Consider the following 26962-nt stretch of genomic DNA (forward strand, 5'->3'; position numbering starts at 1 on the left):
ACGAACGGCCGTACGGGGGCGGCGGAACGGCCCCACCGGCACGTGGGGCGGCGCGCCGGGCGCGTACGCCGGAACCGCGCCCCGGCCGGCCTCGGCTCGGCCTCCCGGCACGGACCTCAGCGGTCGGCCGACGCGGCGACGCGCCCGTAGAGGGAGTCCACCGCCTTCGTGAACGTCCCGACGTAGTCGACGCGTTCGGGCAGGGTGATCCACTGGTCCCGGATGCCTTCGTTCAGCGCCAGCACCTCCAGGACGATCTGCTCCGGCTCGCACTCCGGACGCAGCTCGCCCGACTCGACCCCGCGCCGTACGACGGGGACGAAGGCCGCCAACGCCCGCTCCAGGTTCTCCCGGTAGCGCCCCTCGATGGGATGTCCCTCGATGCTCGCCGCACCGGTCAGCATCCGGCGGAACCGGACCAGGTCCGGGTCCTCGGCGGCGCGGCGGACGGAGACGGTCAGCGCGTCGAACAACGCCCGGACGGTCTCGAACTCCCGCGTGCTGAGCGCGCGGTAGGCGTCCTCGCGCAGCTCCACGACGGCGACGAAGAGGTCCCGTTTGCGCGGGAAGTGGTGCAGCACCCCCGCGTCCGTCACACCGGCCGCACGGGCGATGTCGGCGATCCGCGCCCGCTCGTACCCCTTGCGCCCGAACTCGCGGGTCGCGGCCGCGAGGATCGCCGTGCGACGGGTGTCGCCGCGCACGATCCGCTTGTCGTCGACCACGACCGTTCCTCCGCCGCCCCGGGGTGCCATGTTCCGATCATAGGCGGCGGCGCCCTCGGGCGGTTCCGGTGGCGCGACGGGTGTTCGGGGCCGCTCCGGAGCGGCCCGGGGCCGTCCCCCGTGCCCATCGCCCGTGCCGGCGGTCGTCGTCGCGGACGCCGCTGGGGCCCCTCCTGGGGGCGGAATGGTCTAGGGCGGCAGACGAGTCGGGCTGTACGCCGGGTTCTGTCACCCGGTCGCCTCGCGGCGGCCGGGGAGACGGCCATCCATCTAGGACCGGCATTGCTGCCGGCCTCGTGCGGTCTACCCGCGAACTCGGGCGGGCCGCCCTCGATCGTTCGCGCAGGGCCGTCTCGCGACGGCCCCTCTTGACCTTGCTCCGGGTGGGGTTTACCTAGCCGCCTGGGTCGCCCCAGGCGCTGGTGGTCTCTTACACCACCGTTTCACCCTTACCGGGGACCGAGGTCTCCGGCGGTCTGTTCTCTGTGGCACTGTCCCGCGGGTCACCCCGGGTGGCCGTTAGCCATCACCCTGCCCTGTGGAGCCCGGACGTTCCTCGGGGAGATCCGATGGACCTCCACGCGGCCGTCCGCCCGGCTCGTCTGCCGTGCCGACCATGCTACCCGCCCGCCGGAGGGCCCGGGACGGGGGACGGGACCGCCGTACGGGGCCGTCGGGCGGGGCGGGCGGACGGGGCGGGGCCGGGCTGACGGGGCGGGGCCGGGCGCGCTTGACCCTGCCGCAGCGTCAACGTTTCTACTGGCCCCATGCGGATAGGAGAGATCGCCGCGCTCGTCGGTGTCACCTCGCGGGCGGTCCGGCACTACCACCACGTCGGGCTGCTGCCGGAGCCCGGGCGGCGGGCCAACGGCTACCGGGTGTACGGGATGCGCGACGCCGTGGTCCTGGCCCGGATCCGGCGGCTGACCGAGCTGGGCCTCACGCTGGACGAGGTGCGTGACGCCCTCGCCGATGACGACGGGCGCGAACTCGTGGACATACTCGTCGAGCTGGACGCGGATCTGGCCCGGCAGGAGCGCGAGATCCGGGAGCGGCGGCTGCGGCTGGCCCGGCTGCTGGACGGGCCGCCGGGCGCCGGGGAGTCCGTGCCGCCCGCGCTGGCCGAGCTGTTGGGCACGGGCCCGGACACCGGCTCCCCCGCGGCCGCCAAGGACCGCGAGCATCTGGTCCTGCTGGACGCGGTGGCCGGGAGCGAGGAGCTCCGCGGCGCGCTGCGCCCGCTGACCGGCGACCCGGCCGTGCACGCCCTGTACGAGCGGCTGGACGCGCTGGCCGGGGCCCCGGCGGACGACCCCCGGATCGCCCCGCTGGCCGCCGATCTGGTCGCCGCCGTGCCGGACGAGCTGCTGGCGGCGGTCCCCGCCGCCGGTCCGGCCCATCCGGGGTTCGGCGAGGCGCTGCTCGACGACTACGCGCCCGCGCAGGCCGAGGTGGTGCGCCGGGTGATGGCGGCCATGGCGGAGCGCGTGGCGGGGCGGGGCGCGGGATGAGCCGGCGGCGGGCGGCGCGGTGCGCGGCGGCGGCCGGGGTGGCCGTCGAACTGGTGTGGGCGGGCTGCCGGACGGCCGGGGTCCGGGTGCCGGAGGCGGTCGCGGTGGGCGCGGCGGTGCTGCTGGTCGCCGTGTTCGGCTTCGAGTGCGCGGTGCTGGGGCGGCTGTGGTGGGCGGCCCGGCGCGCTGGAGCCGGGCGGCGGGCCGCGCTGGGCGCGGTGGTGCGCGAGGCGGTGCCGGGGCCGGTGCGCCGCCTGGTCGCGCACGAGGCGCGCTCGCTGGGCAGCCTCGGCCCCTGGCTGCTGAGAAAGCGCCACGGCGTGCCGGAAGGCACCCTCGCCGCCGCCTATACCGGCCCGCAGACGGCGCTGGTGTACGGCCTGTTGTTCGTCGCCCTGGTCGAGACGCTCGTGCTGGCGCTGGTGATCCCGTGGCCGGTCGTGCACGCGGTGGTCCTGGTGCTCGACGGGTACGGGGTGGTGTTCGTCCTCGCGTTCCACGCCTCATGCGTGACCCGGCCGCATGTGGTGGAGCCGGGCGGGGGGCTGCGGATCCGCTACGGCGCCCTGTTCGACCTGCGGGTTCCGGCGGGGACGGTGGCGGCGGCGCGGGTCGACCGGCGCAGCCCGGAGGGCGGCCCACTGCGGGTAGGCGCGGACGGGGTGCTCGATCTCGCCGTGGGCGGCCAGACGACGGTGACGGTGGAACTGGCGGACCCGGTGGATTTCGTACGGCCGTGGGGCAAGCGCGGCCGGGCGCGGACGGTGCGGTTCCACGCGGACGATCCGGGCGCCGTCGTGGCCGCGCTGACGCGGCGGCCGGGCGGGACGTCGGCGTCCCCGGACCGCTCCGGGCGGAGCTGACCCGAGCGGGCCGGGCCCGCGGAGGCGGGGCGTCCGGCGCGCCGGGGAGGTCCCCGTAGGCTGGTCCGAGGCCCTTGCCGGGCCGTCTGCCTGTGCGTACGTACGAAGGGAAACGCCGTGCTGGTGCTGTTGCCGCCGTCGGAGGGCAAGGCCGCGTCGGGGCGGGGCGCGCCACTGAAGCCGGAGTCGTTGTCGCTGCCGGGCCTGGCCGCGGCACGGGCCGCGGTCCTCGACGAACTGGTCGAACTGTGCGCGGCGGACGAGGAGAAGGCCCGCGAGGTGCTCGGGCTGAGCGAAGGGCTGCGCGGCGAGATCGCGAAGAACGCGGGGCTGCGGACGGCGGGCACGCGTCCGGCCGGGGAGATCTACACCGGGGTGCTGTACGACGCCCTCGATCTGGCCTCGCTGGACGCGGCGGCGAAGCGGCGGGCCGGGAAGTCGCTGCTGGTCTTCTCCGGGCTGTGGGGAGCCGTGCGGGTGGGCGACCGGATTCCGTCGTACCGCTGCTCGATGGGCGTGAAGCTGCCCGGTCTGGGCGCCCTGGGGGCGTACTGGCGCGGCCCGATGGCCGAGGTCATGCCGGAGGCGGCCGGGGACGGGCTGGTCCTGGATCTGCGGTCCTCCGCGTACACCGCCGCCTGGAAGCCGAAGGGGGCGTCGGCGGAACGCACGGCGAGCGTGCGGGTGCTGCACTCCCAGTTGGTGGACGGGGTCGAGAAGCGGTCCGTGGTCAGCCACTTCAACAAGGCGACGAAGGGGCGGCTGGTGCGCGATCTGCTGGTGGCGGGGGCGCGGCCGAAGGGGCCCGCGGAGCTGGTGGAGACGCTGCGGGACCTCGGGTACGCGGTGGAGGCCGAGGCTCCGGAACGGCCCGGGCGGGCCTGGTCGCTGGACGTGGTGGTGACCGAGATCCACTGAGCCGGGCGGGCCTCGCGGGCCGGGCGCGGGCGATTCACGGTTCGCGGTTCGCGGTTCGCGGTTCGCGGCTCGTTGCTCGTTGCTCGTTGCTCGTTGCTCGTTGCTCGTTGCTCGTTGCTCGTTGCTCGATCGTCTTGTTGCAGCATGCGCAACGCTCGTTGCGCAATACGCTGTGCGGGCGGCAGGATGGCCGCATGACCTCGACCTCTTCCGTGCTGGATCTCGCTCCCGTCCTGCCCGTCGTCGTCCTGGAGGACGTCGCCGACGCGGTGCCGCTCGCCCGGGCGCTGGTCGCGGGCGGACTGCCGGCCGTGGAGGTGACGTTGCGGACGGCGGCCGCCCTGGAGGCGATCGGGGCGATCGCGGACGGGGTGCCGGACGCGGTGGTCGGCGCGGGCACGGTGATCTCGGTGCGGAACGTCGCCGACGCGGTCGCCGCGGGGGCCCGGTTCCTGGTCAGCCCGGGCTGGACGGACACGCTGCTGAACGCGATGAAGGCGTCCGGGGCGCCGTTCCTGCCGGGGATCTCGACGGCGTCCGAGGCGGTGGCGCTGCTGGAGCGCGGCGTCACGGAGATGAAGTTCTTCCCGGCCGAGGCGGCGGGCGGCGCCGCGTATCTCAAGGCGCTGTCCTCGCCGCTGCCGCAGGCCCGGTTCTGCCCGACGGGCGGCGTCTCGGCGGCGAACGCCCCGACCTATCTGGCGCTTCCCAACGTCGGCTGCGTGGGCGGAAGTTGGATGGTTCCGGCGGACGCGGTCGCGGCGAAGGACTGGGCCCTGGTGGAACGGCTGGCGCGCGAGGCGGCGGCGCTGCGCGGCTGACCGGCGCCGGGGGAACCCCGGGCGGCCCCCGTCGCACGGCACGACCGGCGACCGTATCGCGCGACGGGCCGGGTCGTGCAACGGGCCGGGGCACGCACATGAGTCGGCCGCCGTCGGCGCGCGACCTCTCGGGTCCTTCCACGCCCCGGTCGCTCGCGGTGGGGGCGGGCCGCCCGGACAGGCCGCCGGGCTCTACCGCAGATGCGAGGTGTCGTTGAGCAGCCTGAGCGAGGCGTTCCCGTCCGCGTAGTACGCCACCACCGACACCGAGGCCGCCGAGAGCTCCATGCGGAACATGGCTTCCGGCGGGGCGCCGAGCGCCAGCCGGGCCAGGGTCTTGATCGGCGTCACATGGGTGACCAGGAGGACCGTGCGGCCCCGGTAACGGGCGATGAGGCGGTCCCGGGCGGCGGCCACCCGGCGGGCGACCTCGGCGAAGCTCTCGCCGCCGCCGGTGGGGGCGGCCTTCGCGGAGGCGAGCCAGGCGTCGAGGTCGGCGCCGTGACGTTCGCGCACCTCGGCGAAGGTCAGCCCCTCCCAGGCGCCGAAGTCCGTCTCGCGCAGGCCGTCCTCGATCCGGACCTCCAGACCGAGCCGCTCCGCCACCGCCCCGGCCGTCTCGCGGCAGCGGCGCAGCGGTGAGCTGACGATCTCCTCGATCGTGCCCCGGGCGGCGAGCGCCGCGGCGATGGCCTCGGCCTGCCTGCGGCCGGCCGCCGAGAGCGCGGGGTCGCTGCCGCCGCTGCCCGAGAACCGCTTCTCGGGGGTCAGGGCGGTCTCGCCGTGCCGGAGCAGTACGAAGGTGGCGGGCGCCCCGAGGTCGGGGGCCGCGCCCCAGCCGACCTGGGGTGCGGCGGACGCCGTGGCGGCAGCGGGGAGGGCGGACGCGGCGGGGGCGGCCGTCGGCGGGGCTGCCGGGGCCGTGCCCGCCGTCGGCCGGGAGGCGAGCGCCGCGCGTGCCTTGGCCGCGCCGACCGCCGCGTCGCCGGGCGGGCCGGAGACCGGCGGCAGGGCGTCGTCCACCGAGGGCCGGGCGGTGTCGAGGCCGGCCGTGGACGCGGACGGCTGCCACTGCTCGCCGCGCCTGCCCGCGTCCATCGCCTCGTTGGCGAGCCGGTCCGCGTGCTTGTTCTTCTCGCGCGGGATCCACTCGTAGGTGACGGCGGAGGGCGGCAGGATGCGCGCCGCCTCGGCCGCGAGCGGCTTCATGTCGGGGTGCTTGATCTTCCAGCGGCCCGACATCTGCTCCACGACCAGCTTGGAGTCCATCCGGACCCGCACCTGGAGCACGTCGGCCGCCGACGCGTCCGGGGCCAGGGCCTTCGCCGCTCTCAGGCCCGCGATCAGGCCCTTGTACTCGGCGACGTTGTTCGTCGCGACGCCGAGGTACTCGGCGGCCTCGGCGAGGGTCTCCCCCGTCGCCGGGTCGATGACGACCGCCCCGTAACCGGCGGGCCCCGGGTTGCCCCGGGAGCCTCCGTCGGCCTCGACGACGAGCCGGCGCGGCCGGGTCATTACAGGCCCGACTCGGCCGTGCGGACCAGGATGCGACGGCAGTTCTCGCAGCGCAGCACGGTGTCCGAGGAGGCCGCCTTCACCTCGTTGATCTCGGTGATGTTCAGTTCGAGGCGGCAGCCCTCGCAGCGGCGCTGGTAGAGGCGGGCGGCGCCGATCCCGCCCTGCTGCTCGCGGAGCTTGTCGTACAGCTTCAGCAGGTCGGCGGGGACGGAGGCGGCGACGACCTCGCGCTCCTTGGCGACCGTCGCGGCCTCCTGGTCGAGCTCGCGGAGGGCGGCGTCGCGGCGGGCGGTGGCGTCGTCGGCCTTGGCCTGGACGGCGGAGACCCGGCCGGTCAGCTCGGTGACGCGCTCCTGGGCGGCCTCGCGGCGCTCCATGACTTCGAGGACGACGTCCTCCAGGTCGCCCTGGCGCTTGGCCAGCGAAGTGATCTCGCGCTGGAGGTTCTCCAGGTCCTTCGGCGAGGTGATCGCGCCCGAGTCGAGGCGCTGCTGGTCGCGGGCGGCCCGCTGGCGCACCTGGTCGACGTCCTGCTCCGCCTTGGTCTGCTCGCGGGCGGTGTCGCTCTCCTCGGTCTGCGAGGCGATCAGCAGGTCGCGCAGCTGCGCGAGGTCGCTGGTGAGCGACTCGATCTCGGCGTGCTCGGGCAGCGACTTGCGCCGGTGCGCGAGCTGCGACAGGCGGACGTCGAGGGCCTGGACGTCGAGGAGTCGGATCTGGTCGGCGGGCGCGGCGTTCAGTTGGGGGCTCCAGAAGAGTGGTGGGTGGTGGTGGTCCAGGGGTCGGTGACCCGCTTCGAGACGTGGACCCGCAGGTCCCATCCGTGGCGGTCGGAGATCGCGTCCAGTTGCGCCGCGGCCTGCTCGCACCAGGGCCACTCGGTGGCCCAGTGCGCGGCGTCGATCAGGCCGAGCGGGGAGTGCTGGATGGCCTCGGAGGCGGGGTGGTGGCGCAGGTCGGCGGTGAGGAACGCGTCGACGCCCGCGGCGCGCACCGCGTCGAAGAGGCTGTCGCCGGAGCCGCCGCTGACCGCGACGGTGCGCACCGTCGCCGCCGGGTCCCCGGCGAGCCGGATGCCCTGCGCGGTGGCGGGCAGCCGGGCGGCGGCGCGGGCCGCGAAGTCGGCCAGGCTCTCGGGGTGGTCGAGCACGCAGATCCGGCCGAGGCCGCGACGGCCCGCGGGGTCGGTGGGGTCCGGCACCAGGGGCCGGTCGACGCGCAGGTCGAGGGCTCCGGCGAGGGCGTCCGAGACGCCCGGGTCGGCGGTGTCGGCGTTGGTGTGGGCGACGTGCAGCGCGATGTCGTGCTTGATCAGGGTGTGCACGACCCGGCCCTTGAAGGTGGAGGCGGCGACCGTCGTCGTACCCCGCAGATAGAGCGGGTGGTGGGTGACGATCAGCTGGGCGCCGAGCCGGAGCGCCTCGTCGACGATCTCCTGGACGGGGTCGACGGCGAAGAGCACCCGGTCCACGTGCGATTCGGGGTCGCCGCAGACGGTGCCGACCGCGTCCCAGCTCTCGGCCCGCTCGGGCGGCCAGAGGGCGTCGATCTCGGCGAGGACTTCAGACAGGCGGGGCACAAGGAAAAGGCTACCTGCCCGCCGCACACCGTCGACCGCGGCTTCCGTACCGGGGGCCGGACCCCCGGCGGACCGGGACCGCGGCGGGGACCACGGCCGCGACCGCGGGGCGTCCGGCCCCGCGCCGACGAGGACGCGGGGAGACGACGGGACGGCGAGGACTACGAGGACGACGGGACAGCGAGGACGACGGGGTCGGTGGGCCGGCGCACCGCTCGGCTCGTCGCCTCACGAGCCGTCCGCCCGCCGTCCCGGCCGCCCGCCGTCCCCGCCCGCCCCGCCGTCGCGCGCCGGGGCGGGCGTTTGCCGGGGCAGGCGTGATGGGACGGGCGTTACTTGACGAGGTCGGCGCGGAGGTCGTCGAGGACCAGGTTCGCGGCCGTGACGCCCAGGCCGAGGTACCAGGTCTCGTCGGGGACGTCCTTGGCCCGGCCCTCCTTGACCGCCTTGAGGTTCTTCCACAGCGGGTTGGCCTGGGTGGTGTCGCGCTTGGTGGCCTTCACGTCGCCGTAGACGCCGGTGAAGATCCAGTCGGCGTCGGCCTCGTCGATCTTCTCGGGGCTGATCTCCGCGGCGAGGTCGTCGATCTGCTGGTTCTCGGGCCGGGGCAGGCCGACGTCCTGGAGGATCGTGCCGATGAAGGACGCCTTGGCGTAGAGGCGGATCCGGTCCGGCATGTAACGGACCATGGAGACGGTCGGCTTGTCGGGGCCGATGTCGTCGCCGAGCTTCTTCGCCTTCGTCTCGTAGGCGGTGAGTTCGCGCTCGGCCTCGGCCGTCTTGTCCAGCGCCGCGGCGTTGAGGAGGTAGTTCTCCTTCCAGGTGAAGCCCGGGCGGATGGAGAACACGGTCGGCGCGATCTTGGAGAGCGCGTCGTACTTGTCCGCGGCGCGCAGCTGGCTGCCCAGGATCAGATCGGGCTTGAGGTTGGCGATGGCCTCGAGATTGAGGTTGTTGATGGTGCCGACGTTCTTCGGGTCGCCCGCGTTCTTCTTCAGGTACGAGGGGATGGCCGCGTCGCCCTCGGAGGGGGCGTAGCCGACCGGCTTCACGCCCAGCGAGACCACGTTGTCGAACTCGCCGACGTCCAGCACGACGACGCGCTTGGGGGCCGACTTGATCTCGGTCCTGCCCAGCGCGTGGGTGAGGGTGCGGGGGAACTCGCCGGGCTTGGCGTCCGTGCCGTACCCCGCCGTCTTCTTCGCGGCGTCGGCGAAGTCCTTGCCGCCCGTCGCGACGGCCGCCTTCTTGTCGCCGCCCTCCGACTTGCCGGATTTCCCGGAGCCCCCGTCGTCGCTCCCGCAGGCGGAGAGGGAGAGGGCGGCGGCCACCGCCAGGCCGACTGCGGCGGTGCCGCGGCGACGAAGGGACATCTCTTGCTCCAGTGATCGGTCACAGGCATTGCTTAGGAGTGCCTAACCTTATCGACCTCCCTCGGTGACAAGCACAGGCGCCCCCTCGACTTCAGGCGATTCCCGACTTCACCACCCTTATGTGTGAAGTGAGGACGCTCGCGTTGTTCGGCAGGAAGTGCGAAAACTAGCGTCGCTCACCGGAGGTGATCACTCGATGACTGTCTGTGCCGTCGAGAGCGGAGTCGCGGGGCTGGCCAGGGGTTTCCGGGACGCGGGACCGGGGGGCGGTGAGCCGCACCCGCAGGCGGCGCGGCCCGCGTTCACGATCGCGGCGGGCGGCTCGTACGCGGCCCGGCTCGCCCCGCGCGAGGTGCCCGGCGCCGGGCGGGCGTGGTTCGTGGAGCGCTGGACGCTCGACGGGCACGAGCCGTACGCGGTGCCGCTCCCGCTCGACCAGCCGGAGGAACCGGACTCGGACGTAATGCCGTTGGCCGACGGGCGGGTGCTGGTCCGGCGCCGGGTGGCGGACCGGCACGCGTTCTCGCTGCTCTACCCGACCGGCCCCGGCACCGGCGAACTGCCGCTCGGCGCCATCGGATGCGAGGATCTGACGCTGCTGCCGCCGTGCCCCGACGGCACCCGCGCGTACGCCCTGGCGGCGGGCGCGCGGTCCACCGCCGTCTGGCTGGTGGCGGGCGGCGTCCTCGGTCCCGAGCGGGTGGCGGAAGTGCCGGGCCGTTGCACCGGCGGGGTCTGGCTGGACGGCGAGGGGCGCATGCTGGCGCTGGACCGGGAGTTGCCGGGCGGCGGCCCGGTGAAGGCGGTGGCCGTGGATCTGGCGCGGGGCGGCGAGGTGACGCCGCTGCTGCAGATCGCCCGGGACAGCGACGACCGGCTGCTGCTGGCCGATCCGGACAGCGGGCTGCTGCTGATCCGCTCGGACGCGCCGGGGCACGACCGGCTGGGCTGGGGGGTGCTGGGCAGTTGCCTGCCGGTGCGCTTCCCGGAGTGTCTGCGGCCGGCGGGGGTGACGATGACGCCGTTCGCCGTGCAGCCGGGGCAGTCGCTGACGCCGGAGGACTGCGCGGTGGCGCTGCGGGTCGACGGAGCGGCGGGCAGCTGGCTCGGGCTGTGGCGTCCGTCGGGGCGCCGGCTGTTCCAACTCGCCGCGCCCGGGGGATGGCAGGCCGGCCGCGGGGTGTGGACCCGGGACGGCGTGCTCCGGCTGCCGTACGCCGACGCGGACGTCGTGTGCGGGGTGGCGCTGGTGGAGGCCCCGCCGGACGCCGGCCCCGACGCGGAACGGTCGTCGGAGGCGGGCGCGGGGAGCGGCGCGGAACCGTCCGCGACCGCCGCGCGTCTTCCGGTGTGCACGCCGATTCCGCTGGGGCAGGCACCCCTCGTGGGACGCGTGATGCCTGGTTAAGATTTCGGGCCTGGGCCACGCAGCCGTATCGACGGTCGCCGGAGGCGGCCGTGTCGTGTTGCGGTGGCGTGATCGGCCCTGGTGCCACTCACATGCAAGCGATCACGACGGGGTGACTTCCCACATGTCTGAAGCCCGAACCGACACGACCCAGACGCGCCCGCAGGGAGCGGACGCGGAGCGGGCCGAAGCCGGCGGCTCCGGAAAGCACCGAGGGGATGTGTCGACGGACGACACGGCTGTACAGCCGCACGGCCGTCACCGCCGCCCCTCGGAGGGGGACAGCCGGGCGGCCTGACCGCTGGGGACATCGACATCGACGAGGGACGGGTGGGCCCCGGACGCCAAGCGGCTTCCGGGGCCCACCCGTTCGCGTCCGGCGGACGACGGCCGGCGAAACGGATCCGGTCAGTAGAATTCATTTCGGTCGACCTGGCGGTTGATGAACATCTGGGCCAGCTTGTCGACCGTGTTCCCGGTGAGTGGGTCAAATGAGCCGAGCTCGCCTTCCGAGGTGCCGATCACCGGGTGCCCGACCCCCTTCACATGCAGATGGATCCGCCGTGCGAACGGCCTGTTCTCCAGACCCGGGTAAGGTGTCGCGGTGAATCTGACCCAGAAGGTCTGCGGCGATTCCTGGGCCAGCGCGAGCACTTGATTCTCAAATGGAATCATCGCGGAATTCGTGGCGTATATGCCCGCCACGAGGTTGCCGCCCGCCGTGCTGCCGCCCAGCTGGGCGCCCCGGATGTGAAGCCACTCCCATCTCTGTTCCATCGTGAAGTTCGTGCCGTGGATCCGGTTGGCCAGTGCCGCGGCCCCGATCGCGTTGACGTTCCCCATCGCGGAATCCTGACCGCTTCCGCGATCCCGGGCCGATATCTGCGTACCGGGTATCCACCCGGAGTCCCACACGGGGGCCGGGAGCGAATTGAATATCGACAGCAGACGTGCGGCTTCGGACGAGTTGTCGTCGATCGCGTCGAACTGCTGATCCGAGTAGCCGGTGCCGGCGATCCGGATCCGATGGTCCAAGCCCCGGACCTGCTGCGCCGTCGAAGCGTAGAAGAGGCTGCCCTCCGGGAGGTCGTACCTGTAATGATTCGGAGTCTCGTTCTCCATCACCGCTGCGAATTTCTGATATTTTTGCGGGTTGCTGAACTGTATGAACGTGATATTCGAGTACTTGCTCCGCTGCTGCTCGGGAATCCCGAGAGCCTCGAACGACTTCTCCCGGGTCAGCCCCATCGAGAAGAGAACTCCGTTCGGGTCCGGCAGACGGGACCCACCGCCCATGTTGTATGTGGTCGCGCCGTTTCGGTAGGCGGTGCGGGCGACGCCCGCCGCCCCGCGCCCCAATGCATCGGTGATGGGGAACAGCCTGCCGCCGTCACGGGAGGAGTCGTAGGCGTAGACATCGCCCAGCAGGTTCACGAACTCTACGGGGTTCTTGCTCGTGGAGCCGTCGACGGCGGCTTGGAAACCGGCAAGGACGCCGTAGCGGACGAACAGGGGGTATTCCCTGCCGCTTACGGACTGGTGACACAAGTAGGCGTACTCGGAGACCGGATCGGACTCGTCCTTGTAGACACGCCGGGCGAGATCACCCAGGTACACCGCCCGCTGGATCGCAGGGCTCCGGTTCACGGGCCCCGGGCCGGCGGGCGCGGGTGCGCCGCCGTCCGGAACATCCCGTTGCACGGGCGCCGTTGTGCTGAGGGCCCGTTTCGCGTTGGCTTCGGCTTCGCGTTCGAACCGGTCGGAGGGGTCGCTGACCTTGAGTCCGTCGCCGTTGTCGACGCCGGCGACAGGCCCGGAGCGTTGTTGGATGACGTGGGTGAGTTCGTGGGCGAGGGTGTGGTCGTCGGCGCCGCCGTCGCCGATGACGACGTGATGGCCGCTGGTGTAGGCGCGGGCGCCGACCTCGGCGGCGGAGGCCCTCGCGGCACTGTCGTCGTGGATGCGGACGTCGGAGAAGTCCGCGCCCAGGCGTGCCTCCATGTCGGTGCGGGTGACGGCGTCGAGGGGCCGTCCGGACGTACGGAGGACGTCGTGGACGGCGGAGCGCTGCACCGCGGGCGCGGCCTGGCCGGTCTGCCGGTGGCCGGGGCCGTGCCGGTCCTGATCCTGGTCCTGGTCCTGGGCCCAGGGATGGCCGGTCCGGCGGAGCATCTGGACCATTGCCGCGTTGCCGATGGTGCCCTGCAGCGCGGAGAGGTCCGCGGGCGGCGCCGGGCTCGCGGCCCGGGGCTGGTGGGCGGGCGCCCTGCTCTTCCGTGTCTCGGCGGACCTGGCCCGTTCTTCGGCGTGCATGCGACCTCTTCCCCGGCGCGGACGACTCCCCTCTGCATACCCGAGGCGCGGGCGGCCGGGCCATGTACACGAGGGCAGAACGGAGGCAACGCGCCCGGGCCGCGGTGACGCGCGGTCGTGGCTCGCCGGGCCATCGGGCCGGGTCCGGCGCGGCGGACGACCGGCTCGGAGTGCCGCGGTCCCCGTGCCGCCCGCGCCCCGGGGCCCGGCCCCCTTCCGGGTCTCAGCCCCGTTTCAGGCCGAGCACCTCGGCCGCCGCGAAGGTCTCGTTCCGCGGGCGGTCCGCGTAGTACGGGGAGAGCGACCGGTCCAGCTCGTCGAAGGAGAACGTCTCCTTCGACGCGTCGAACTTCGCTCCCACCCTGGGGCGTTCGACGATCGCGACCATGCCGCCGTGCACGACGAGCAGCTGCCCGTTGACCCGGGCGGCGGCCGGTGAGGCCAGATAGCCGACCAGTGGCGCGACGTGTTCCGGGGCGAGTGGGTCGAGCGTGCCGTCCGACGGCTCCTGGAAGCCGGCGAAGACGTCCTCGGTCATCCGGGTGCGGGCGCGCGGGCAGATGACGTTGGCGGTGACCCCGTACTTGGCCAGGGCGAGGGCGGTGGACGTGGTGAGGCCGACGATGCCGCCCTTGGCCGCCGCGTAGTTCGGCTGTCCCGCCGAGCCGGCCAGGAACGCCTCCGACGAGGTGTTGACGATCCGGCCGTACACCGGGCCGCCGGACTTCTTGGAACGGGCCCGCCAGTGCGCCGCCGCGAAGTGCGTGGTGTTGAAGTGGCCCTTGAGGTGGACCCTGATGACGGAGTCCCATTCGTCCTCGGTCATCGAAAAGATCATCCGGTCGCGCAGGATGCCCGCGTTGTTGACCAGGATGTCGAGCTTTCCGTAGCTGTCCACGGCCAGGTCCACCAGGGCGCGGGCCTGGTCGTGGTCGGAGACGTCGCCGAGGTGCGCGACCGCGCGGCCGCCGGCCGCGCGGATCTCCTCGACGACCTGCTGCGCCGGGGTCGCGGACGCCTCGCCGGAGCCGTCGCGGCCGGGCTGCCCGTAGTCGTTGACGACGACGGACGCGCCGAGCCGGGCCAGTTCCAGCGCCTCGGCGCGCCCGAGGCCGCGGCCCGCGCCCGTGACGATCGCGCTCAGGCCGTCCAGCGGGAGTGACAGGGGAAGTGACATCGCGTTCTCGGAGCCTCTCGGGAGGAAGCGGGGTGGGGTCGGGGGCGGCGCCGGGGCCGGACCGGGACCGGGGCGGGGCGGAGGGCCGGGCCCCGGGGCCGGACCGGGCCCCGCCCGGTTGCGGGACCGGGCCGCCCGGTGTGCCGTCGGCGCGGGGGTCAGAGCTCGACGCAGGTGCGCAGCGACTCGCCGGTCCGCATCTGCTGGAGGGCGTCGTTGACGTCCTCCAGCCGCACCCGGTGAGTGATCATCGATTCGAGGTCGATGCGGCCGGCCCGCCAGAGCGCGATGGCGCGTTCGTAGGAGCGCAGCACGTCGCCCCCGCCGTACATGGAGGGCAGGATGCGCTTCTCGTCGAAGAACAGCTCGAACATGTTGACCTGGAAGTGGTCGTCCATCGCGCCCGCGCCGACGACGCAGAGGGTGCCGCCGCGCCGGGTGTTCTCGTACGCCGTGCGGGCGGTGGCCGACTTGCCGACGACCTCGAAGACGTAGTCGAAGCCCTCGCCCGCGGTGATCCGCTGCTTGGCGTCGCCGAGTTCGTCGGGGGACACGGCCTCGGTCGCGCCGAACCGCAGCGCCGCCTCGCGCCGGGACGCGACCGGGTCGACGGCGACGATCTGGGCGGCGCCCCGCACCCGGGCGCCCTGGACGGCCGAGACGCCGACGCCGCCGCAGCCGATCACGGCGACCGACGAACCGGTCTCCACCTGGGCGGTGTTGATGGCCGCGCCCAGCCCGGTGGTCACCCCGCAGCCGATGAGCGCGGCGATCTCGTACGGCACGTCGTCGGGGATGGGCACCGCGCAGTTCGCGCCGACGACGACCTCCTCGGTGAAGGTGCCGGTGCCCGCGAAGCCGAAGACGTCGCCGCCGGGGCGCCTGAAGTTGGGGGTGCCGGCGTTCATGAAGCCGGCCAGGCAGAGCTGGGGCTGGCCGCGTTTGCAGGACGGGCACGTCCCGCACGCGGGCAGCCAGCAGACCAGCACCCGGTCCCCCGCCTTCAGCCCGGTGACGCCGTCGCCCACGTCGAGGACCTCGCCGGCCCCCTCGTGGCCCGGGATGAAGGGGGCGGGCTGGGGCAGCACCCCGCTCATCGCGGAGATGTCGGAGTGGCACAGCCCGGTGGCCCGGATGCGGAGCCGGACCTTTCCGGGGCCGAAGCCCACCGCCTCGACGTCGTCGAGGACCTCCAGTTCGTCCTGGCCTATCTCATGCAGTACGGCTGCGCGCATGGTGCGGCTCCCCTCATGGGCCGGTGTCGGTGGGCCCGGGCCGCGACCCGTGTCGCGGGTCCCGGTCATGGGGCCGGTGCCGGTGGGCCCCCGCCGGGGAGCCCGTGCCGTGCGGGCCCCGCCCGGGGCCCTCGGGCCTCGCGGAATCGGTTCAGGAGTGTTCGACGAAGGTGTCGCCGAGCACCGGCGCGTCGTCCCGCTCGACGGCGCTCACCTCGGCCCGGACGCGGCCGTCGCCGGTCCACATCCGGATGCGGAGGGTCTCGCCGGGGAAGACGATCCCGGCGAATCGGGTGCGGTAGGAGCGGACACGGGTCGCCTCGCCGCCGAGCACCGTGTCGGTGACGGCCTTGAGCGTCATGCCGTAGGTGCACAGCCCGTGCAGGATCGGCCGGTCGAAGCCGGCCCGCCGGGCGAACTCGGGATCGGCGTGGAGGGGGTTCCAGTCCCCGGAGAGGCGGTACAGCAGCGCCTGGTCCGGGCGGACCGGCCGTTCCACCACATGGTCGGGCTCGCCGGCGGTCGGGTCCGACCGCCCGGACGGGCCGCGTTCGCCGCCGAAGCCGCCCTCGCCCCGGACGAAGATCTGCGCGTCGTTGGTCCACAGCGGGCCCTCGTCGTCCTCGGCCTCGGTGCGCAGCACTAGGACGGCCGCCTTGCCCTTGTCGTACACCGCCGCGACCCTGGAGGTCTGCACGGCGGTCCCCTCCACAGGGATCGGCCGGTGCACCCGGACGCTCTGCCCGCCGTGCAGCACGGCGGCGAGGTCGATGTCGACGCCGGGCGAGGAGAGGCCGCCGACGACGCCCGTGCCCGCCACCGTGGCGAAGGAGGGCAGCACCTGGAGCCGGGACTCCAGGATGTAGCGCAGCTCGCCGGGGTCGACGGCGGCGTCGGCCCCGCCGGGACCGGAGCCCGCGCCGATGCCCAGGTGGTAGAGCTGGACGTCCTTGTGGCCCCAGCTGATCCGGGTGGAGCGAGGTTCGGCGGCGACAGCCTTTTCGGCATCAATGGGCATGAGGAAGCTGCTCCTTGATGGTGGGAGACCTCGGCGCGGCCGTCCGCACCGTCGACCGCACCGAGGTCGTGCGGGACCGGCCGCCACGCCCGTTCTAGAACGTGTTCCAGCCGATGACTCCCATGTATAACGCAGCCCCCGAGCCGTTGGGAAGACCATTGCTGACGCTGCGTCAGATTCATTGCTGACGCTGCGTCAGATTCAGCTGTCCGGCCGCTCCCCGGCCGGAGGCGACGGCCATCGGATACGGAACCTTCATCTCCGGCGCGGTGACCGCCGCGATCCTCACCCTCGCGGAGATGGTGAGGGAGCTGCGCGCCACCCGGCAGGGGCCGGCCCGGGCCGCCGTGGAGAAGGAGCGGCTGCGGTTCTCCCGCGACCTGCACGATCCGCTGGGCCACACGCTCTCCGTGATCGTGGTCGAGTCGGAGGCCGCGCGCCGGCCCGCGCCCCATGACATCGAGGCGTCGCCGGCCCGGATCGCCGACATCGAGTCCGTCGGCCGCCAGGCCCTCACGGAGGTCCGGGAGGCCGTCACCGGCTGTGCGAGGCGGGCTGGCGATCGAACTGGACCGGGCCCGTTCGGCGTTGACCACCGCCGGGATCGAACCGGTGCTCCGCCGCTCCGGACCGCCGTCGGCCCCGCAGGCGGAGGCGCTGCTGAGCCGGGTGGTACGCGAGGCCGTGACCGCGCGCCACCACCTGCTCGTTCGTGCTGGACGGGGTGCCCGGACGGGTGCGGCTGACGGCGACCGACGACGGTCCCGGCCCGGTCCCGCCGCGCGCCGGGCCGGACACCCGGGCCGGTGAACGGGGGCCCGGGTTCACCGCCGCGCGTTCCCCGGTCTGAGACGCTGTCGGTATGAGTGACCTGCCCGGTGGACGGCCCGCGAAGTGTGTACGAGTCCTGCTCGCCGAGGACCAGGGCATGATGCGCGGCGCGCTCGCCCTGCTGCTGGGGATGGAGCCGGACATCGAGGTGGTGGCGCAGGTGGCCGCCGGGGACGAGATCGTGGACGCGGCGCTGCGGTCCCGTCCCGACGTGGCGCTGCTGGACATCGAACTCCCGCGCCGCAGCGGCCTGGACGCGGCGGCCGATCTGCGGGAGGAGGCGCCGGACTGCCGGGTGCTGATCCTCACCACGTTCGGCAGGCCCGGCTGTCTGCGCCGGGCCATGGAGGCCGGGGCCGTCGGGTTCCTGGTCAAGGACGGCCCGGTCGAGGAGCTGGCCGGTGCGATCCGCCGGGTGCTGGCCGGGGAGACGGTCATCGACCCGGCGCTGGCCGCCGCCGCGCTCAGCGCCGGCCCGAGTCCGCTGACCGCCCGGGAGCGGGACGTGCTGAACGCCTCGGTGGACGGGGCGATGGTCGCGGACATCGCGGAGGCGCTGCGTCTGTCCGAGTCGACGGTGCGGAACTCTCTCTCGTCGGCCATCGGCAAGACGGGAACGCGCAACCGGATGGAGGCGGTCCGGGCAGCCCGGCAACAGGGCTGGCTGTGACGACGGGCCCGGCGGGCGCGCGGCCGGCCGCACCCGGCCCGGCGCGCCTCCCGGCGGACACGACGCCCATGCCCGCGCCCGGCGCGCCTCCCGGCCCGGACACGACGCCCACGCCCGTACCCGTGCACGCACCCGCGCCTGCCCGGCGCCGCCTCCGGGCCCGCGCCCCCTTCAGTGTTTGACGGGCCGGCGGCGCGGCAGCCACAGGGCCATCAGCAGCAGCCCGCCCAGCAGAACCGTTCCGGCGGTGCGGAACGCCAGCGCGTATCCGGCCGTCAGCTCCTCGGGCCCGGTGCCGCCCGCCGTGCGCGCGGCGGCGACGGTGGAGAGCGCGGCGAGGCCGAGCGCACCGCCCATGGTGCGGGAGGTGTTGACCAGTCCGGAGACGAGACCGGCCTCGCCGGGCGCCGCGCCCGCGACGGCGAGCGAGGCGAGCGGGGTGGACGCCAGGCCCGCGCCCGCCATCATCAGGATGCCGGGCAGGCAGACCGAGGTCAGATAGGCGCCGTCGGCCCGCATGGTGGACTGCCAGCAGAAGCCCGCGGCGGCCAGCGCCGTACCGGCCAGGGCCAGGTTCTTCGCACCGGTCCGGCCCATGATCCGGGGTGCGCACTTGGAGCCGAGGACGACGGCCAACGAGGTCGGCAGCAGGGCGAGTCCGGCCTGCATCGGCGTGTAGCCCAGCACTGTCTGTGCGTACACCGTCATGAAGTACCACATCGAGAACGTGGCGGAGCCGATGACGAGCATCGCCGCGTTCGCGGACGTCACGGCCCGCCCGCCGAGCACCCTGAGCGGCATCAGCGGTTCCGCCGCCCTGGCCTCGACCACGACGAAGGCGACGAGCACGGCCGCCCCGCCGCCCAGCGGCAGCAGGGTTCGCGCCGCCGCCCAGCCCGCCTGCTCGGTCTGCACGATGCCGTACGCGACGGAGGCGAGGCCCGCGGTCACCAGGACGGCGCCCAGCAGGTCGATCCGGCGTCGTCCGCCCGAGCGCCCCTCGGTGAGCGCGAGCGCGGCGCAGGTCAGGACGAGCACCCCGATCGGCACGTTGATCAGCAGGACCCACCGCCAGGAGAGCAGATCGGTGAGCACTCCGCCGACCAGTCCCCCGGCCGCGCCGCCGCCCGCGCCGACGGCCATCCAGGTGCCGATCGCCTTCGTCCTGGCCGGGCCCTCCGGGAACGCGGTGGTGAGCAGGGTGAGGGTGGCCGGGGCCAGCACCGCGGCGCCGAGCCCCTGCGCGGCGCGGGCGGCCAGCAGCTGCCAGCCCTCCTGGGCCAGTCCGCCCGCCAGGGAGGCGGCGGTGAACAGGCCCAGGCCGACGAGGAACATCCGCTTGCGGCCGTATATGTCGGCGGCGCGCCCGCCGAGCAGCATGAATCCGGCGAACGCGATGGAGTAGGCGTTGAGCACCCACTGCAGTCCGGCGGCGCTCATGCCGAGGTCGGTGCGCATGGACGGCAGGGCGACGTTGACGACGGACACGTCCAGCACGACGAGGAACTGGCCGACGCAGGCGGCGAGCACCGCCGCCCAGGTGCGTGCGTCGGACCGTATTCGAGGGGGCGTGGGTGTCGTGACGTCAACCATGCCCGTCATCCTCGCAGCCGCCGAGCACCCCGTACATCGGTATACGGGGAGGTCCGGGGGCGGACGGGGCGCGCGCCGGACGCGCGTCCGGACGGCGGAACGCGCCGTCGCCCCGCCCGCGGACCCCCGCCGGCCGCCGCCCGCGCGCCCCGCCGCCCTACCGCCCTACCGCCCTACCGCCCTACCGCCCTACCGCCTACCGCCTACCGCCTACCGCCTACCGCCTACCGCCGCAGCAGCGTCACCACGGCCGCCCCGCCGAGCCCGATGTTGTGGGCGAGGCCGGTCCGGGCGCCCGCCACCTGGCGCGCCCCCGCCTCCCCTCGGAGCTGCCAGGTGAGTTCGGCGGCCTGGGCGAGGCCGGTGGCGCCGAGCGGGTGCCCCTTGGAGATCAGCCCGCCGGACGGGTTGACCACCCACCGGCCGCCGTAGGTGGTGGCCCCGGACTCGACGAGCTTCCCGGACTCGCCCTCGCCGCACAGCCCGAGCGCCTCGTAGGTGAGGAGTTCGTTGATGGAGAAGCAGTCGTGCAGCTCGATCACGTCGAGGTCGGCGGCGGAGAGCCCCGACGCCTCGTACACCTGCCGCGCGGCGGCCCGGGACATCGGCTGTCCCACGGCGTCGACGCAGGTGCCGGAGGAGAAGGACTCCTCGGTGTCGGTGGTCATGGCCTGGGCGACGATCTCGACCGCCCGGTCCCCCAGGCCGTGGCTCTCGACGAAACGCTCCGAGACGACGACGGCGGCGGCCGACCCGTCCGAGGTCGGTGAGCACTGGAGCTTGGTGAGCGGGCGGTGGATGGTCTTCGCGGCGAGGATCTCCTCGACCGTGCACGGGTCCCGGAACTGGGCGTACGGGTTGTTCACCGAGTGCCGGTGGTTCTTGGCGCCGACCGCGGCCAGCTGCGCCTCGGTCGTCCCGTACCGGGCCATGTGCTCGCGGGCCGCGTTGCCGAAGATCTGGGCGGTGGGCGGGCTCATCTCGAAGCCGTGGGCGGCGGCCATCACTCCGTAGTGCCGGGCGACCGGCGAGGTCCTGAAGTCCGCGGCGCCGCCGTCCGCCCCGCCCCCGCCGAGCGCGCCCCGGGACATCTTCTCGAAGCCGAGCGCGAGGACGCAGTCGCTGCCGCCGCCCTCGACGAACTGCCGGGCCATCATGAGCGCGGTGGCGCCGGTGGCGCAGTTGTTGTTGACGTTGTAGACGGGGACCCCGGTCAGGCCCAGCTCGTACACGGCCCGCTGCCCGGCGGTGGACGGCTGGAAGCAGTAGCCCACGACCGCCTGCCGCACCCGCGTGTAGTCGATGCCGGCGTCCGCGAGCGCCGCCGTCCCGGCCTCCCTCGCCATGTCCCAGTACTGCCAGTCCCGGGTCTCGGGCTTCTCGAACCTGGTCATCCCGACACCGACGATGTACGCCTTGGAGACCTTGGCCGCCTCGGCAGCTTCGGCCGCCTCGGCCGCCGTGGAGTCCTCGGACGCCCGGGAAGCCCGGGACGCCTCGCGTGTTTCCTGCGCCTTCATGGACGAACCCCTTCCATCGACGAACCCCTTCCGTTCCTTCAGTCGCGCGGGAGGCCGAGGATGCGTTCCGCGACGACATTGAGCTGGACCTGGGTGGTGCCGCCCGCGATGGTCAGGCAGCGGGACATCAGGAAGCCGTGCACGGCCCGTTCGGCCGCGCCCTCGGCGGTCGCCCCGGCCGGGCCGAGGAGTTCGAGGGCCAGTTCGGCGACCTTCTGCTGGTGGGTGGTCTGGACGAGTTTGCGTACGGAGGCGCCCGCGCCGGGTTCCAGTCCGGACACCTGCCGCAGGGTGGTCCGCAGGGAGACGCAGGCGAGCGCGTGGGCCTCGGCGGCGAGGGCGCCGATCCGGGCGCGGTAGGTGCCGTCGAGTTCGCCGGAGCGGGCGATCAGCGCCTCCAGCCCGGTGTCGAAGGTCAGCTGGTCGGCCATGTGGACGCGTTCGTTGCCGAGGGTGTTGCGGGCGACCCGCCAGCCGTCGTCCGGCGCACCGACGACGGCGTCGGCGGGCAGCAGGACGTCGTCGAAGTACACCTCGTTGAAGAGGGAGTCGCCGGTGATCTCCTTCAGCGGGCGGACGTCGATGCCCTCGGTGTGCTTCATGTCGACGAGGAAGTAGCCGATCCCCCGGTGCTTGGGGGCGTCCGGGTCGGTCCGCGCCAGCAGGATCCCGTGGTCGGCCGAGCGGGCGCCGCTCGTCCACACCTTCTGGCCGTTGATCCGCCAGCCCTCGTCGGTCCGTTCCGCCTTCGTGCGGAGGGAGGCGAGGTCGGAGCCCGCGCCGGGCTCGGAGAACAGCTGGCACCACTGGAGTTCGCCGCGCAGGGTGGGCGGCAGATAGCGCTCCTGCTGCTCGGGCGTGCCATGGGCCAGGAGCGAGGGAATGACCCAGGTGGCGATGCCCAGGTCGCTGAGCCGCACGCCCTGCTCCCTCAACTCCTGCTGCACGACGAGTTGTTGCACGGGGCCGGCGCCCAGCCCGTACGGGGCGGGAAGGTGTGGGGCGGCGTAGCCGGTGGGGGCGAGGGCGCGGCGGGCGGCCTTCGGGTCGAGGCCGCGGGCGGCGGCGACGGCCTCGCGGGCCTCGGCGCGGTGGGCGGCGGCCCCGGCGGGGAGTTCGAGGACGAGTTCGCGGCGGGCCCCGCCCTCGGCCAGCCGCAGGGCCCGCAGCCGGTGGGCGTCCCCGGAGCCCAGCAGCTGGCGGGCGGCCACGGCCCGGCGCAGATACAGATGGGCGTCGTGCTCCCAGGTGAAGCCGATGCCGCCGAGGATCTGGACGCAGTCCTTGGCGCAGCCGTGGGCGGCGTCGAGGGCCTCCGAGGCGGCGAGGGCGGCGGCCAGGGAGCGTGCGTCCGGGGCCGTGCCCGGCTCGTCGAAGGCGCGGGCCGCGTCCCACACCAGGGCGCGGGCGCGCTCGACCCGGACGAGCATGTCGGCGCAGAGGTGCTTGACGGCCTGGAACCGCCCGATGGGCCGGCCGAACTGCTCGCGGACCTTGGCGTGTTCGGCGGCGGTGTCGAGCGCCCGGGACGCGATCCCGCAGGCTTCGGCGCTCAGGAGCACGGCGGCGAGGTCGCGGACGTGCGCGAGGTCGGCCCGCAGCACGCGCTCCGCCGGGACGAGTACGCCGTCGGCGCGGACCTCGGCCGTGGGCCGGGTCGGGTCGACGCCCCGGTGCGCGCGGACGGTCAGCCCCTCGTCGGAGGCGTCGACGGCGAACCAGAGGGTGCCGGCGGCCGATTCGGCGGGGAGCAGGAGGAGGTCGGCGTCGGCGCCGGACAGCACCGGCGGGGCCGCGCCGTCGAGCAGATGACCGTCCCCGTGCTCCACTGCGGTGAGGGTGCCGGGCCCGAGCGCGACGGCGCCGACGCGACGGCCGGACGCGAGGTCGCGCAGCACCGGCTCCCCGGCGTCCGACGCGTGCAGCACGGCGGCGGCGAGGGCGGTCGCCAGATGCGGCCCGGGGAGCACGCCCCGGCCCGCCTCCTCCAGGACCACGGCCAGATCGAGGAGCCCGCCGCCCCCGCCGCCGCGCCTCTCGGGCAGATGGACGGAGAGCAGGCCCTGTTCCACCAGCCCGTCCCAGTGCGCGGGGCGCTTCCCGGGGGCGCCGGGGGCGTCCGCGTCGAGGAAGGCGCGCACCTCCTCCGGCGGCACGGCGCGCGCCAGCCACCCCCGTACGGCCGCCGCCAACTCCCTGTGTTCTTCGGTGATTCCGATGCCCATGCGGATCCTCGCCGGTCGCAGCCACTGGAACGGGCGGCCAGAGTAGAACACGTTCCATTCTGACGGAAGGTCAGATGCCCTTGCGGATGGGCGGGCTGGGCCGAGGCGTGCCGTGCGACGGCGCTGGCGCACGGGAGGCCGCGGGGCGGGGGCGGGCGCACGGGAGGCCGCGCCGCGCACAACGGCGCGGCGGGGGCGTGCGGCGCCGGGGCGCGCGGCCGGGTCGTACCGCGCGCCCGCTCCCGGTCACCGCGGCCGGTAGGCGGTGACCAGTACGGAGACGGTGACCCGGCCGGGCAGGAGGCCGCCGTCCAGGTCCGCGCGGTTCAGGTGGCGCGCGCTCGGCGTCATGCCCACCAGGTCGAGGGCTTCGGCCCCGGTCAGCGGAAGGGCGTACTCGACACGTTCGGTGGCGGCGGCCTCGAAGCACGGGTCCAGCGCCCGGTGCAGGCGCCACTCCTTGGCCGGGTCGACCGCGACCATGCCGGGGAGCCGGGCGCGCAGTTCGGCCAGGTGCCGCCCGGTGGGACGCACCACGACCAGCCGGCCCGCCGGGCGCAGCACCCGGTGGAACTCGGACGGGGCGCGCGGAGCGAACACGTTCAGCAGGACGTCGACGGCCCCGTCGGCCAGCGGGAGAGGGCGGAAGACGTCCCACGCCGCCGCGGCGGCCCGGGGGTGGACACGGGCCGCCGCGCGCAGCGCGCGTACCGAGGTGTCCAGCCCCAGGCCGCGGGCGCCGGGCAGCCGGTCGAGCACGGCGGCCAGGTAGTGGCCCGTGCCGCATCCGACGTCGACGACGGTGCCCCGCTCGGGCGCGTCGTCGGCCGCCAGGCGGACCACGGCCCGGTGGACGGGTGCGAACCCACCGGCGGACAGGAACCGGTCGCGGGCCCGGACCATGGCCGCGTCGTCGCCGCTGGTGGCGCGGGCGCCCGTCAGCAGGGCGGCGTAGCCGTGACGGGCGATGTCGAAGGTGTGGCCCGCCGGACAGCGCAGCGCGCCGGGTCGCGGGCGGAGGCCGGCGCGGCACGTCGGGCAGCGCAGGAGATCGAGGAAGGGTTCGAGGGCGGGTCGAAGCGGGGCGGGCACGAGGCACTCCTGGCGACTTGGCGGAAGGAAGGGAACCGTGCCCGCCCCCGCGCGGAGAGCCGCCGCCCGCCGAAGGACGGGCCGGACGTCCGGCCGCCTGACCCTGCGGGCGCGAAGGGGCTCGCCGGAAACGTGGTTCAGAGGGCGGGCACGCCGAGGAGGGCGACGCCGTGCGGCGTCGCCCTCGTCACCCTTCCCTCAGAGGAAGCAGTAGTGCGGAACGCTCCTGAACGCCATGCCGGGAGTCTACGAGTTCCGGCGGAGCTCCCCGTGAACCACCGTGCGCCCTGCCCCGGTCCCCCTCCCCCGCCCCGGGTTCCGCTCCCTCGGCTCCCCCGCTCGCCGAAGCGCCCCGCGCCGCGCGCACGACGGCGCGGCGCGGGGCGTACGGCGCGGCCCGGGAAGTGAATATGACGCTCCGTCAGTGTGACGGACGGGCGGAGTATGGCCGAACAGCGCCTGTCGGCCGCTCAGTTCAGGACAAGTACGCTGCCGCGGACCGTTCGTTCGGCGTTCACCGGAATACCTCGCGCGCCTGGCAGGTTGCAGCATGCACGTATGCGGCGGCCGGCGTCGCCCCGCCGCCGCGCCCGCACGCCTTTCTCCTCGCTCCTTCGCACCCCTTCGATCACGCCGCCCGGAGGCCGCACGCATGCCAGAGACGACGAACGGACAGCACTCGGAGGAACTCCCCGATCCGCGTACGCGCGGCGCGGGCGGCGGTGTCGTCCCCGTCCTCGCCTTCGCGGGCATCACCGTCGCGGTGATGCAGACCCTGCTCGTTCCCGTCATCAAGGACCTGCCCGCCCTGCTGCGCACGGATCCGTCCGACGCCACCTGGGTCATGACCGCGACCCTGCTCGCGGGGGCGGTGTCCACCCCGATCATGGGGCGGCTCGGCGACCTCCACGGCAAGCGGAAGATGCTGCTCGCCAGCCTCGCCGTGATGGTGGTCGGCTCCCTGATATGCGGCTTCACCGACGACCTCGTGGTCATGATCGCGGGCCGCGCGCTCCAGGGCTTCGCGATGGGCGCCGTCCCGCTCGGCATCGGCATCATGCGCGACGAACTCCCCCGTGAGCGGCTCGGATCCGCGATGGCTCTGATGAGTTCCTCGATCGGGGTGGGCGGCGGGCTCGCGCTGCCGTCCTCCGCGCTGGTCGCCCAGCACTACGACTGGCACACTCTGTTCTTCGGCGCGGCCGGCCTCGGGGTGCTGTCGATGGCGCTCACCGCCCTCGTCGTACCGGAGACCGCGCTGCGCGCTCCCGGGCGGTTCGACCTGGTCGGCGCGCTCGGTCTCTCGCTCGGCCTGGTCTGCCTGCTGCTGCCGGTCACCAAGGGCAGCGACTGGGGCTGGACCTCGGGCGCCACGCTCGGTCTGGTCGCCGCGGGTCTGGTGGTCCTGGTGCTGTGGGGTCTGTTCGAACTGCGCAGCCCGGCGCCCCTGGTCGATCTGCGGACCACGGCCCGGCGCGAGGTGCTGCTCACCAACCTCTCCTCGATCATGGTCGGGGTCGCCTTCTACGCCGTCTCGCTGGTCCTGCCGCAGCTGCTCCAGCTGCCGACGTCCACCGGATACGGCCTGGGGCAGTCGATGGTGGCCGCCGGGCTGTGCGTGGCGCCGCTGGGCCTGACGATGATGCTCGTGGCCCCGCTGTACGCCCGGCTGTCCGCGCGGCGCGGCCCCAAGGTGTCGCTGATGGCCGGGATGCTGGTGATCGCGGTCGGTTACGGGGCGGGACTGGGGCTGATGGGCTCCGCCTGGCAGACCGTGATCATCGCGGTGGTGATCGGGGCCGGCATCGGGCTCGCGTACTCCTCGCTGCCCGCGCTGATCATCGGCGCCGTCGACCCGTCCGAGACGGGCGCGGCCAACGGCCTGAACACCCTGATGCGTTCGATCGGCACCTCGGTGTCCAGCGCGGTGATCGGCATGGTGCTGGCGAACACCTCGGTACGGGCCGGCGGGGCGACGGTGCCCTCGATGGAGGGGTTCCGGATCTCGTTCCTGATCGCGACGGGCGCGGTGGCGGGCGGGCTGGCGCTGGCCGCGTTCCTGCCGTCGCGGCGCGACGCCGCACGGCCGGTGCTGCTGGCGAGCAGCGCCGACGACGAGGCGACGGCCCCGGCGCGGACGCCCGTGCCGTCCCGTGCGGTCGCGGGTTCGGGCGGCTTCCGGGGGCGGGTGCTGGACGCGGACGGCGCCCCGGTGGCCCGCGCCAACGTCACGCTGATCGACCATCGGGGACTCCAGGCCGGTCTCGCCGTGTCGGACGAGGACGGCCGCTACGCGCTGTCCGCCCCGTCCGGCGGCGGCTATGTCCTGGCCGGCTCGGCCGCCGGGTACGCGCCGCACGCCCGGTCCGCGGTCTACCCGGGCGACGGGCGCCCGGTCGACGCCGATCTGGTGCTGGAGACCAGGGCCCCGCAGGAGAACCACATGGGACATGGAAGCCATGCGGGGGTCGCGGGCCCCGGCGCCTGACCGGCCCGGGCGGGCCACCGGGGCGGCGCGTGTTCCGCGGGGGCCGAGCGCCTTCCGCCCGGCCGGGGCCGCCCGCCCGCAGGG

Annotated in this window: 20 protein-coding genes, 1 other RNA gene and 1 pseudogene; 8 read left to right on the forward strand and 14 right to left on the reverse strand. The window is 74.2% G+C overall.

The features are described from left to right. Positions 1-116: 116 nt before the first annotated feature. Positions 117-755 carry a TetR/AcrR family transcriptional regulator gene (locus tag WA762_RS01205; RefSeq protein ID WP_335931989.1) on the reverse strand — a complete coding sequence of 213 codons (639 nt, stop codon included), beginning with the start codon at positions 753-755 and terminating at the stop codon, positions 117-119. Positions 756-923: 168 nt separating this feature from the next. After that, positions 924-1326: RNase P RNA component class A (gene rnpB / locus WA762_RS01210), an RNA gene on the reverse strand. Between the two features lie 166 nt (positions 1327-1492). Here rnpB and WA762_RS01215 point away from each other — a divergent pair. From WA762_RS01215 to eda, 4 genes are all read left to right on the forward strand, one after another. Next, a complete protein-coding gene (locus WA762_RS01215; RefSeq protein ID WP_335931991.1) occupies positions 1493-2236 on the forward strand; it encodes a MerR family transcriptional regulator in 744 nt (247 codons plus the stop codon). Continuing rightward, the gene (locus tag WA762_RS01220) at positions 2233-3099 is read left to right on the forward strand and encodes a hypothetical protein (RefSeq protein ID WP_335931993.1); all 867 of its coding nucleotides are present in this window, start codon (positions 2233-2235) and stop codon (positions 3097-3099) included. Before WA762_RS01215 ends, WA762_RS01220 begins: the two co-directional genes overlap by 4 nt. A gap of 117 nt (positions 3100-3216) precedes the next feature. Then, entirely contained in the window at positions 3217-4017 is an 801-nt protein-coding gene (gene yaaA / locus WA762_RS01225; RefSeq protein WP_335931996.1) for a peroxide stress protein YaaA, read from the forward strand. A 194-nt stretch (positions 4018-4211) separates the two neighbouring features. Then, positions 4212-4838 (forward strand): bifunctional 4-hydroxy-2-oxoglutarate aldolase/2-dehydro-3-deoxy-phosphogluconate aldolase, encoded by a 627-nt coding sequence (gene eda / locus WA762_RS01230; protein WP_335931998.1) that lies wholly within the window; start codon positions 4212-4214, stop codon positions 4836-4838. Between the two features lie 192 nt (positions 4839-5030). Here the strand turns inward: eda and WA762_RS01235 are convergent, their stop codons facing one another. The 4 genes from WA762_RS01235 to WA762_RS01250 all read right to left on the reverse strand — a co-directional run bounded on the left by WA762_RS01235 (position 5031) and on the right by WA762_RS01250 (position 9308). Continuing rightward, the gene (locus WA762_RS01235; RefSeq protein WP_335932000.1) at positions 5031-6353 is read right to left on the reverse strand and encodes a bifunctional RNase H/acid phosphatase; all 1323 of its coding nucleotides are present in this window, start codon (positions 6351-6353) and stop codon (positions 5031-5033) included. After that, complete coding sequence (locus WA762_RS01240) at positions 6353-7096, reverse strand: zinc ribbon domain-containing protein (RefSeq protein WP_335932281.1); 744 nt, start codon at positions 7094-7096, stop codon at positions 6353-6355. The genes WA762_RS01235 and WA762_RS01240 overlap by 1 nt, the downstream gene beginning before the upstream one ends. Continuing rightward, positions 7093-7935, reverse strand: a complete 843-nt coding sequence (locus WA762_RS01245; protein WP_335932002.1) for a Nif3-like dinuclear metal center hexameric protein — start codon at positions 7933-7935, stop codon at positions 7093-7095. Before WA762_RS01245 ends, WA762_RS01240 begins: the two co-directional genes overlap by 4 nt. Positions 7936-8267: 332 nt before the next feature. Continuing rightward, on the reverse strand, positions 8268-9308 hold the full coding sequence (locus tag WA762_RS01250) for an ABC transporter substrate-binding protein (protein ID WP_335932004.1): 1041 nt from the start codon (positions 9306-9308) through the stop codon (positions 8268-8270). Positions 9309-9504: 196 nt separating this feature from the next. On the opposite strand from WA762_RS01250, the gene WA762_RS01255 reads away from it, so the two are divergent. After that, entirely contained in the window at positions 9505-10716 is a 1212-nt protein-coding gene (locus tag WA762_RS01255; protein ID WP_335932006.1) for a hypothetical protein, read from the forward strand. Positions 10717-11124: 408 nt separating this feature from the next. Here the strand turns inward: WA762_RS01255 and WA762_RS01260 are convergent, their stop codons facing one another. From WA762_RS01260 to WA762_RS01275, 4 genes are all read right to left on the reverse strand, one after another. Then, the gene (locus tag WA762_RS01260) at positions 11125-13029 is read right to left on the reverse strand and encodes an eCIS core domain-containing protein (protein ID WP_335932008.1); all 1905 of its coding nucleotides are present in this window, start codon (positions 13027-13029) and stop codon (positions 11125-11127) included. A gap of 223 nt (positions 13030-13252) precedes the next feature. Next, entirely contained in the window at positions 13253-14206 is a 954-nt protein-coding gene (locus WA762_RS01265; protein ID WP_335932010.1) for a 3-oxoacyl-ACP reductase, read from the reverse strand. Positions 14207-14364: 158 nt separating this feature from the next. Further along, positions 14365-15441 carry a Zn-dependent alcohol dehydrogenase gene (locus WA762_RS01270; protein ID WP_335932012.1) on the reverse strand — a complete coding sequence of 359 codons (1077 nt, stop codon included), beginning with the start codon at positions 15439-15441 and terminating at the stop codon, positions 14365-14367. Positions 15442-15592: 151 nt separating this feature from the next. Next, on the reverse strand, positions 15593-16459 hold the full coding sequence (locus WA762_RS01275) for a MaoC/PaaZ C-terminal domain-containing protein (RefSeq protein WP_335932014.1): 867 nt from the start codon (positions 16457-16459) through the stop codon (positions 15593-15595). 230 nt (positions 16460-16689) lie between these two features. Here WA762_RS01275 and WA762_RS01280 point away from each other — a divergent pair. Together WA762_RS01280 and WA762_RS01285 are read left to right on the forward strand one after the other, a co-directional pair. Further along, positions 16690-17252 (forward strand): annotated as a pseudogene (locus tag WA762_RS01280) (sensor histidine kinase); the annotation flags it as partial. 69 nt (positions 17253-17321) lie between these two features. After that, positions 17322-17960 (forward strand): response regulator transcription factor, encoded by a 639-nt coding sequence (locus WA762_RS01285; protein ID WP_335932016.1) that lies wholly within the window; start codon positions 17322-17324, stop codon positions 17958-17960. A 171-nt stretch (positions 17961-18131) separates the two neighbouring features. Here the strand turns inward: WA762_RS01285 and WA762_RS01290 are convergent, their stop codons facing one another. The 4 genes from WA762_RS01290 to WA762_RS01305 all read right to left on the reverse strand — a co-directional run bounded on the left by WA762_RS01290 (position 18132) and on the right by WA762_RS01305 (position 24390). Beyond that, entirely contained in the window at positions 18132-19562 is a 1431-nt protein-coding gene (locus WA762_RS01290; protein ID WP_335932018.1) for an MFS transporter, read from the reverse strand. 215 nt (positions 19563-19777) lie between these two features. After that, complete coding sequence (locus tag WA762_RS01295; RefSeq protein ID WP_335932020.1) at positions 19778-21073, reverse strand: lipid-transfer protein; 1296 nt, start codon at positions 21071-21073, stop codon at positions 19778-19780. A gap of 38 nt (positions 21074-21111) precedes the next feature. Continuing rightward, positions 21112-23298: an acyl-CoA dehydrogenase gene (locus WA762_RS01300; RefSeq protein WP_335932023.1), complete on the reverse strand. Its 2187-nt coding sequence runs from the start codon at positions 23296-23298 to the stop codon at positions 21112-21114. 246 nt (positions 23299-23544) lie between these two features. After that, positions 23545-24390, reverse strand: a complete 846-nt coding sequence (locus tag WA762_RS01305; RefSeq protein WP_335932025.1) for a methyltransferase domain-containing protein — start codon at positions 24388-24390, stop codon at positions 23545-23547. 652 nt (positions 24391-25042) lie between these two features. On the opposite strand from WA762_RS01305, the gene WA762_RS01310 reads away from it, so the two are divergent. Further along, on the forward strand, positions 25043-26878 hold the full coding sequence (locus tag WA762_RS01310; RefSeq protein ID WP_335932026.1) for an MFS transporter: 1836 nt from the start codon (positions 25043-25045) through the stop codon (positions 26876-26878). Positions 26879-26962: the final 84 nt, after the last annotated feature.

It is taken from the genome of Streptomyces tyrfis (assembly GCF_037034285.1).
GTDB lineage: Bacteria > Actinomycetota > Actinomycetes > Streptomycetales > Streptomycetaceae > Streptomyces.

Excerpts from the sequence above, each read along its gene's own strand:
- WA762_RS01235 (WP_335932000.1), bottom strand. The coding sequence starts at position 6,353 with ATGACCCGGCCGCGCCGGCTCGTCGTCGAGGCCGACGGAGGCTCCCGG.
- WA762_RS01285 (WP_335932016.1), top strand. The coding sequence starts at position 17,322 with ATGAGTGACCTGCCCGGTGGACGGCCCGCGAAGTGTGTACGAGTCCTG.
- WA762_RS01295 (WP_335932020.1), bottom strand. The coding sequence starts at position 21,073 with ATGAAGGCGCAGGAAACACGCGAGGCGTCCCGGGCTTCCCGGGCGTCC.
- WA762_RS01300 (WP_335932023.1), bottom strand. The coding sequence starts at position 23,298 with ATGGGCATCGGAATCACCGAAGAACACAGGGAGTTGGCGGCGGCCGTA.
- WA762_RS01255 (WP_335932006.1), top strand. The coding sequence starts at position 9,505 with ATGACTGTCTGTGCCGTCGAGAGCGGAGTCGCGGGGCTGGCCAGGGGT.
- WA762_RS01275 (WP_335932014.1), bottom strand. The coding sequence starts at position 16,459 with ATGCCCATTGATGCCGAAAAGGCTGTCGCCGCCGAACCTCGCTCCACC.
- WA762_RS01265 (WP_335932010.1), bottom strand. The coding sequence starts at position 14,206 with ATGTCACTTCCCCTGTCACTCCCGCTGGACGGCCTGAGCGCGATCGTC.
- WA762_RS01220 (WP_335931993.1), top strand. The coding sequence starts at position 2,233 with ATGAGCCGGCGGCGGGCGGCGCGGTGCGCGGCGGCGGCCGGGGTGGCC.
- WA762_RS01205 (WP_335931989.1), bottom strand. The coding sequence starts at position 755 with ATGGCACCCCGGGGCGGCGGAGGAACGGTCGTGGTCGACGACAAGCGG.
- WA762_RS01290 (WP_335932018.1), bottom strand. The coding sequence starts at position 19,562 with ATGACGGGCATGGTTGACGTCACGACACCCACGCCCCCTCGAATACGG.
- WA762_RS01310 (WP_335932026.1), top strand. The coding sequence starts at position 25,043 with ATGCCAGAGACGACGAACGGACAGCACTCGGAGGAACTCCCCGATCCG.
- WA762_RS01270 (WP_335932012.1), bottom strand. The coding sequence starts at position 15,441 with ATGCGCGCAGCCGTACTGCATGAGATAGGCCAGGACGAACTGGAGGTC.
- eda (WP_335931998.1), top strand. The coding sequence starts at position 4,212 with ATGACCTCGACCTCTTCCGTGCTGGATCTCGCTCCCGTCCTGCCCGTC.
- WA762_RS01260 (WP_335932008.1), bottom strand. The coding sequence starts at position 13,029 with ATGCACGCCGAAGAACGGGCCAGGTCCGCCGAGACACGGAAGAGCAGG.
- WA762_RS01250 (WP_335932004.1), bottom strand. The coding sequence starts at position 9,308 with ATGTCCCTTCGTCGCCGCGGCACCGCCGCAGTCGGCCTGGCGGTGGCC.
- WA762_RS01215 (WP_335931991.1), top strand. The coding sequence starts at position 1,493 with ATGCGGATAGGAGAGATCGCCGCGCTCGTCGGTGTCACCTCGCGGGCG.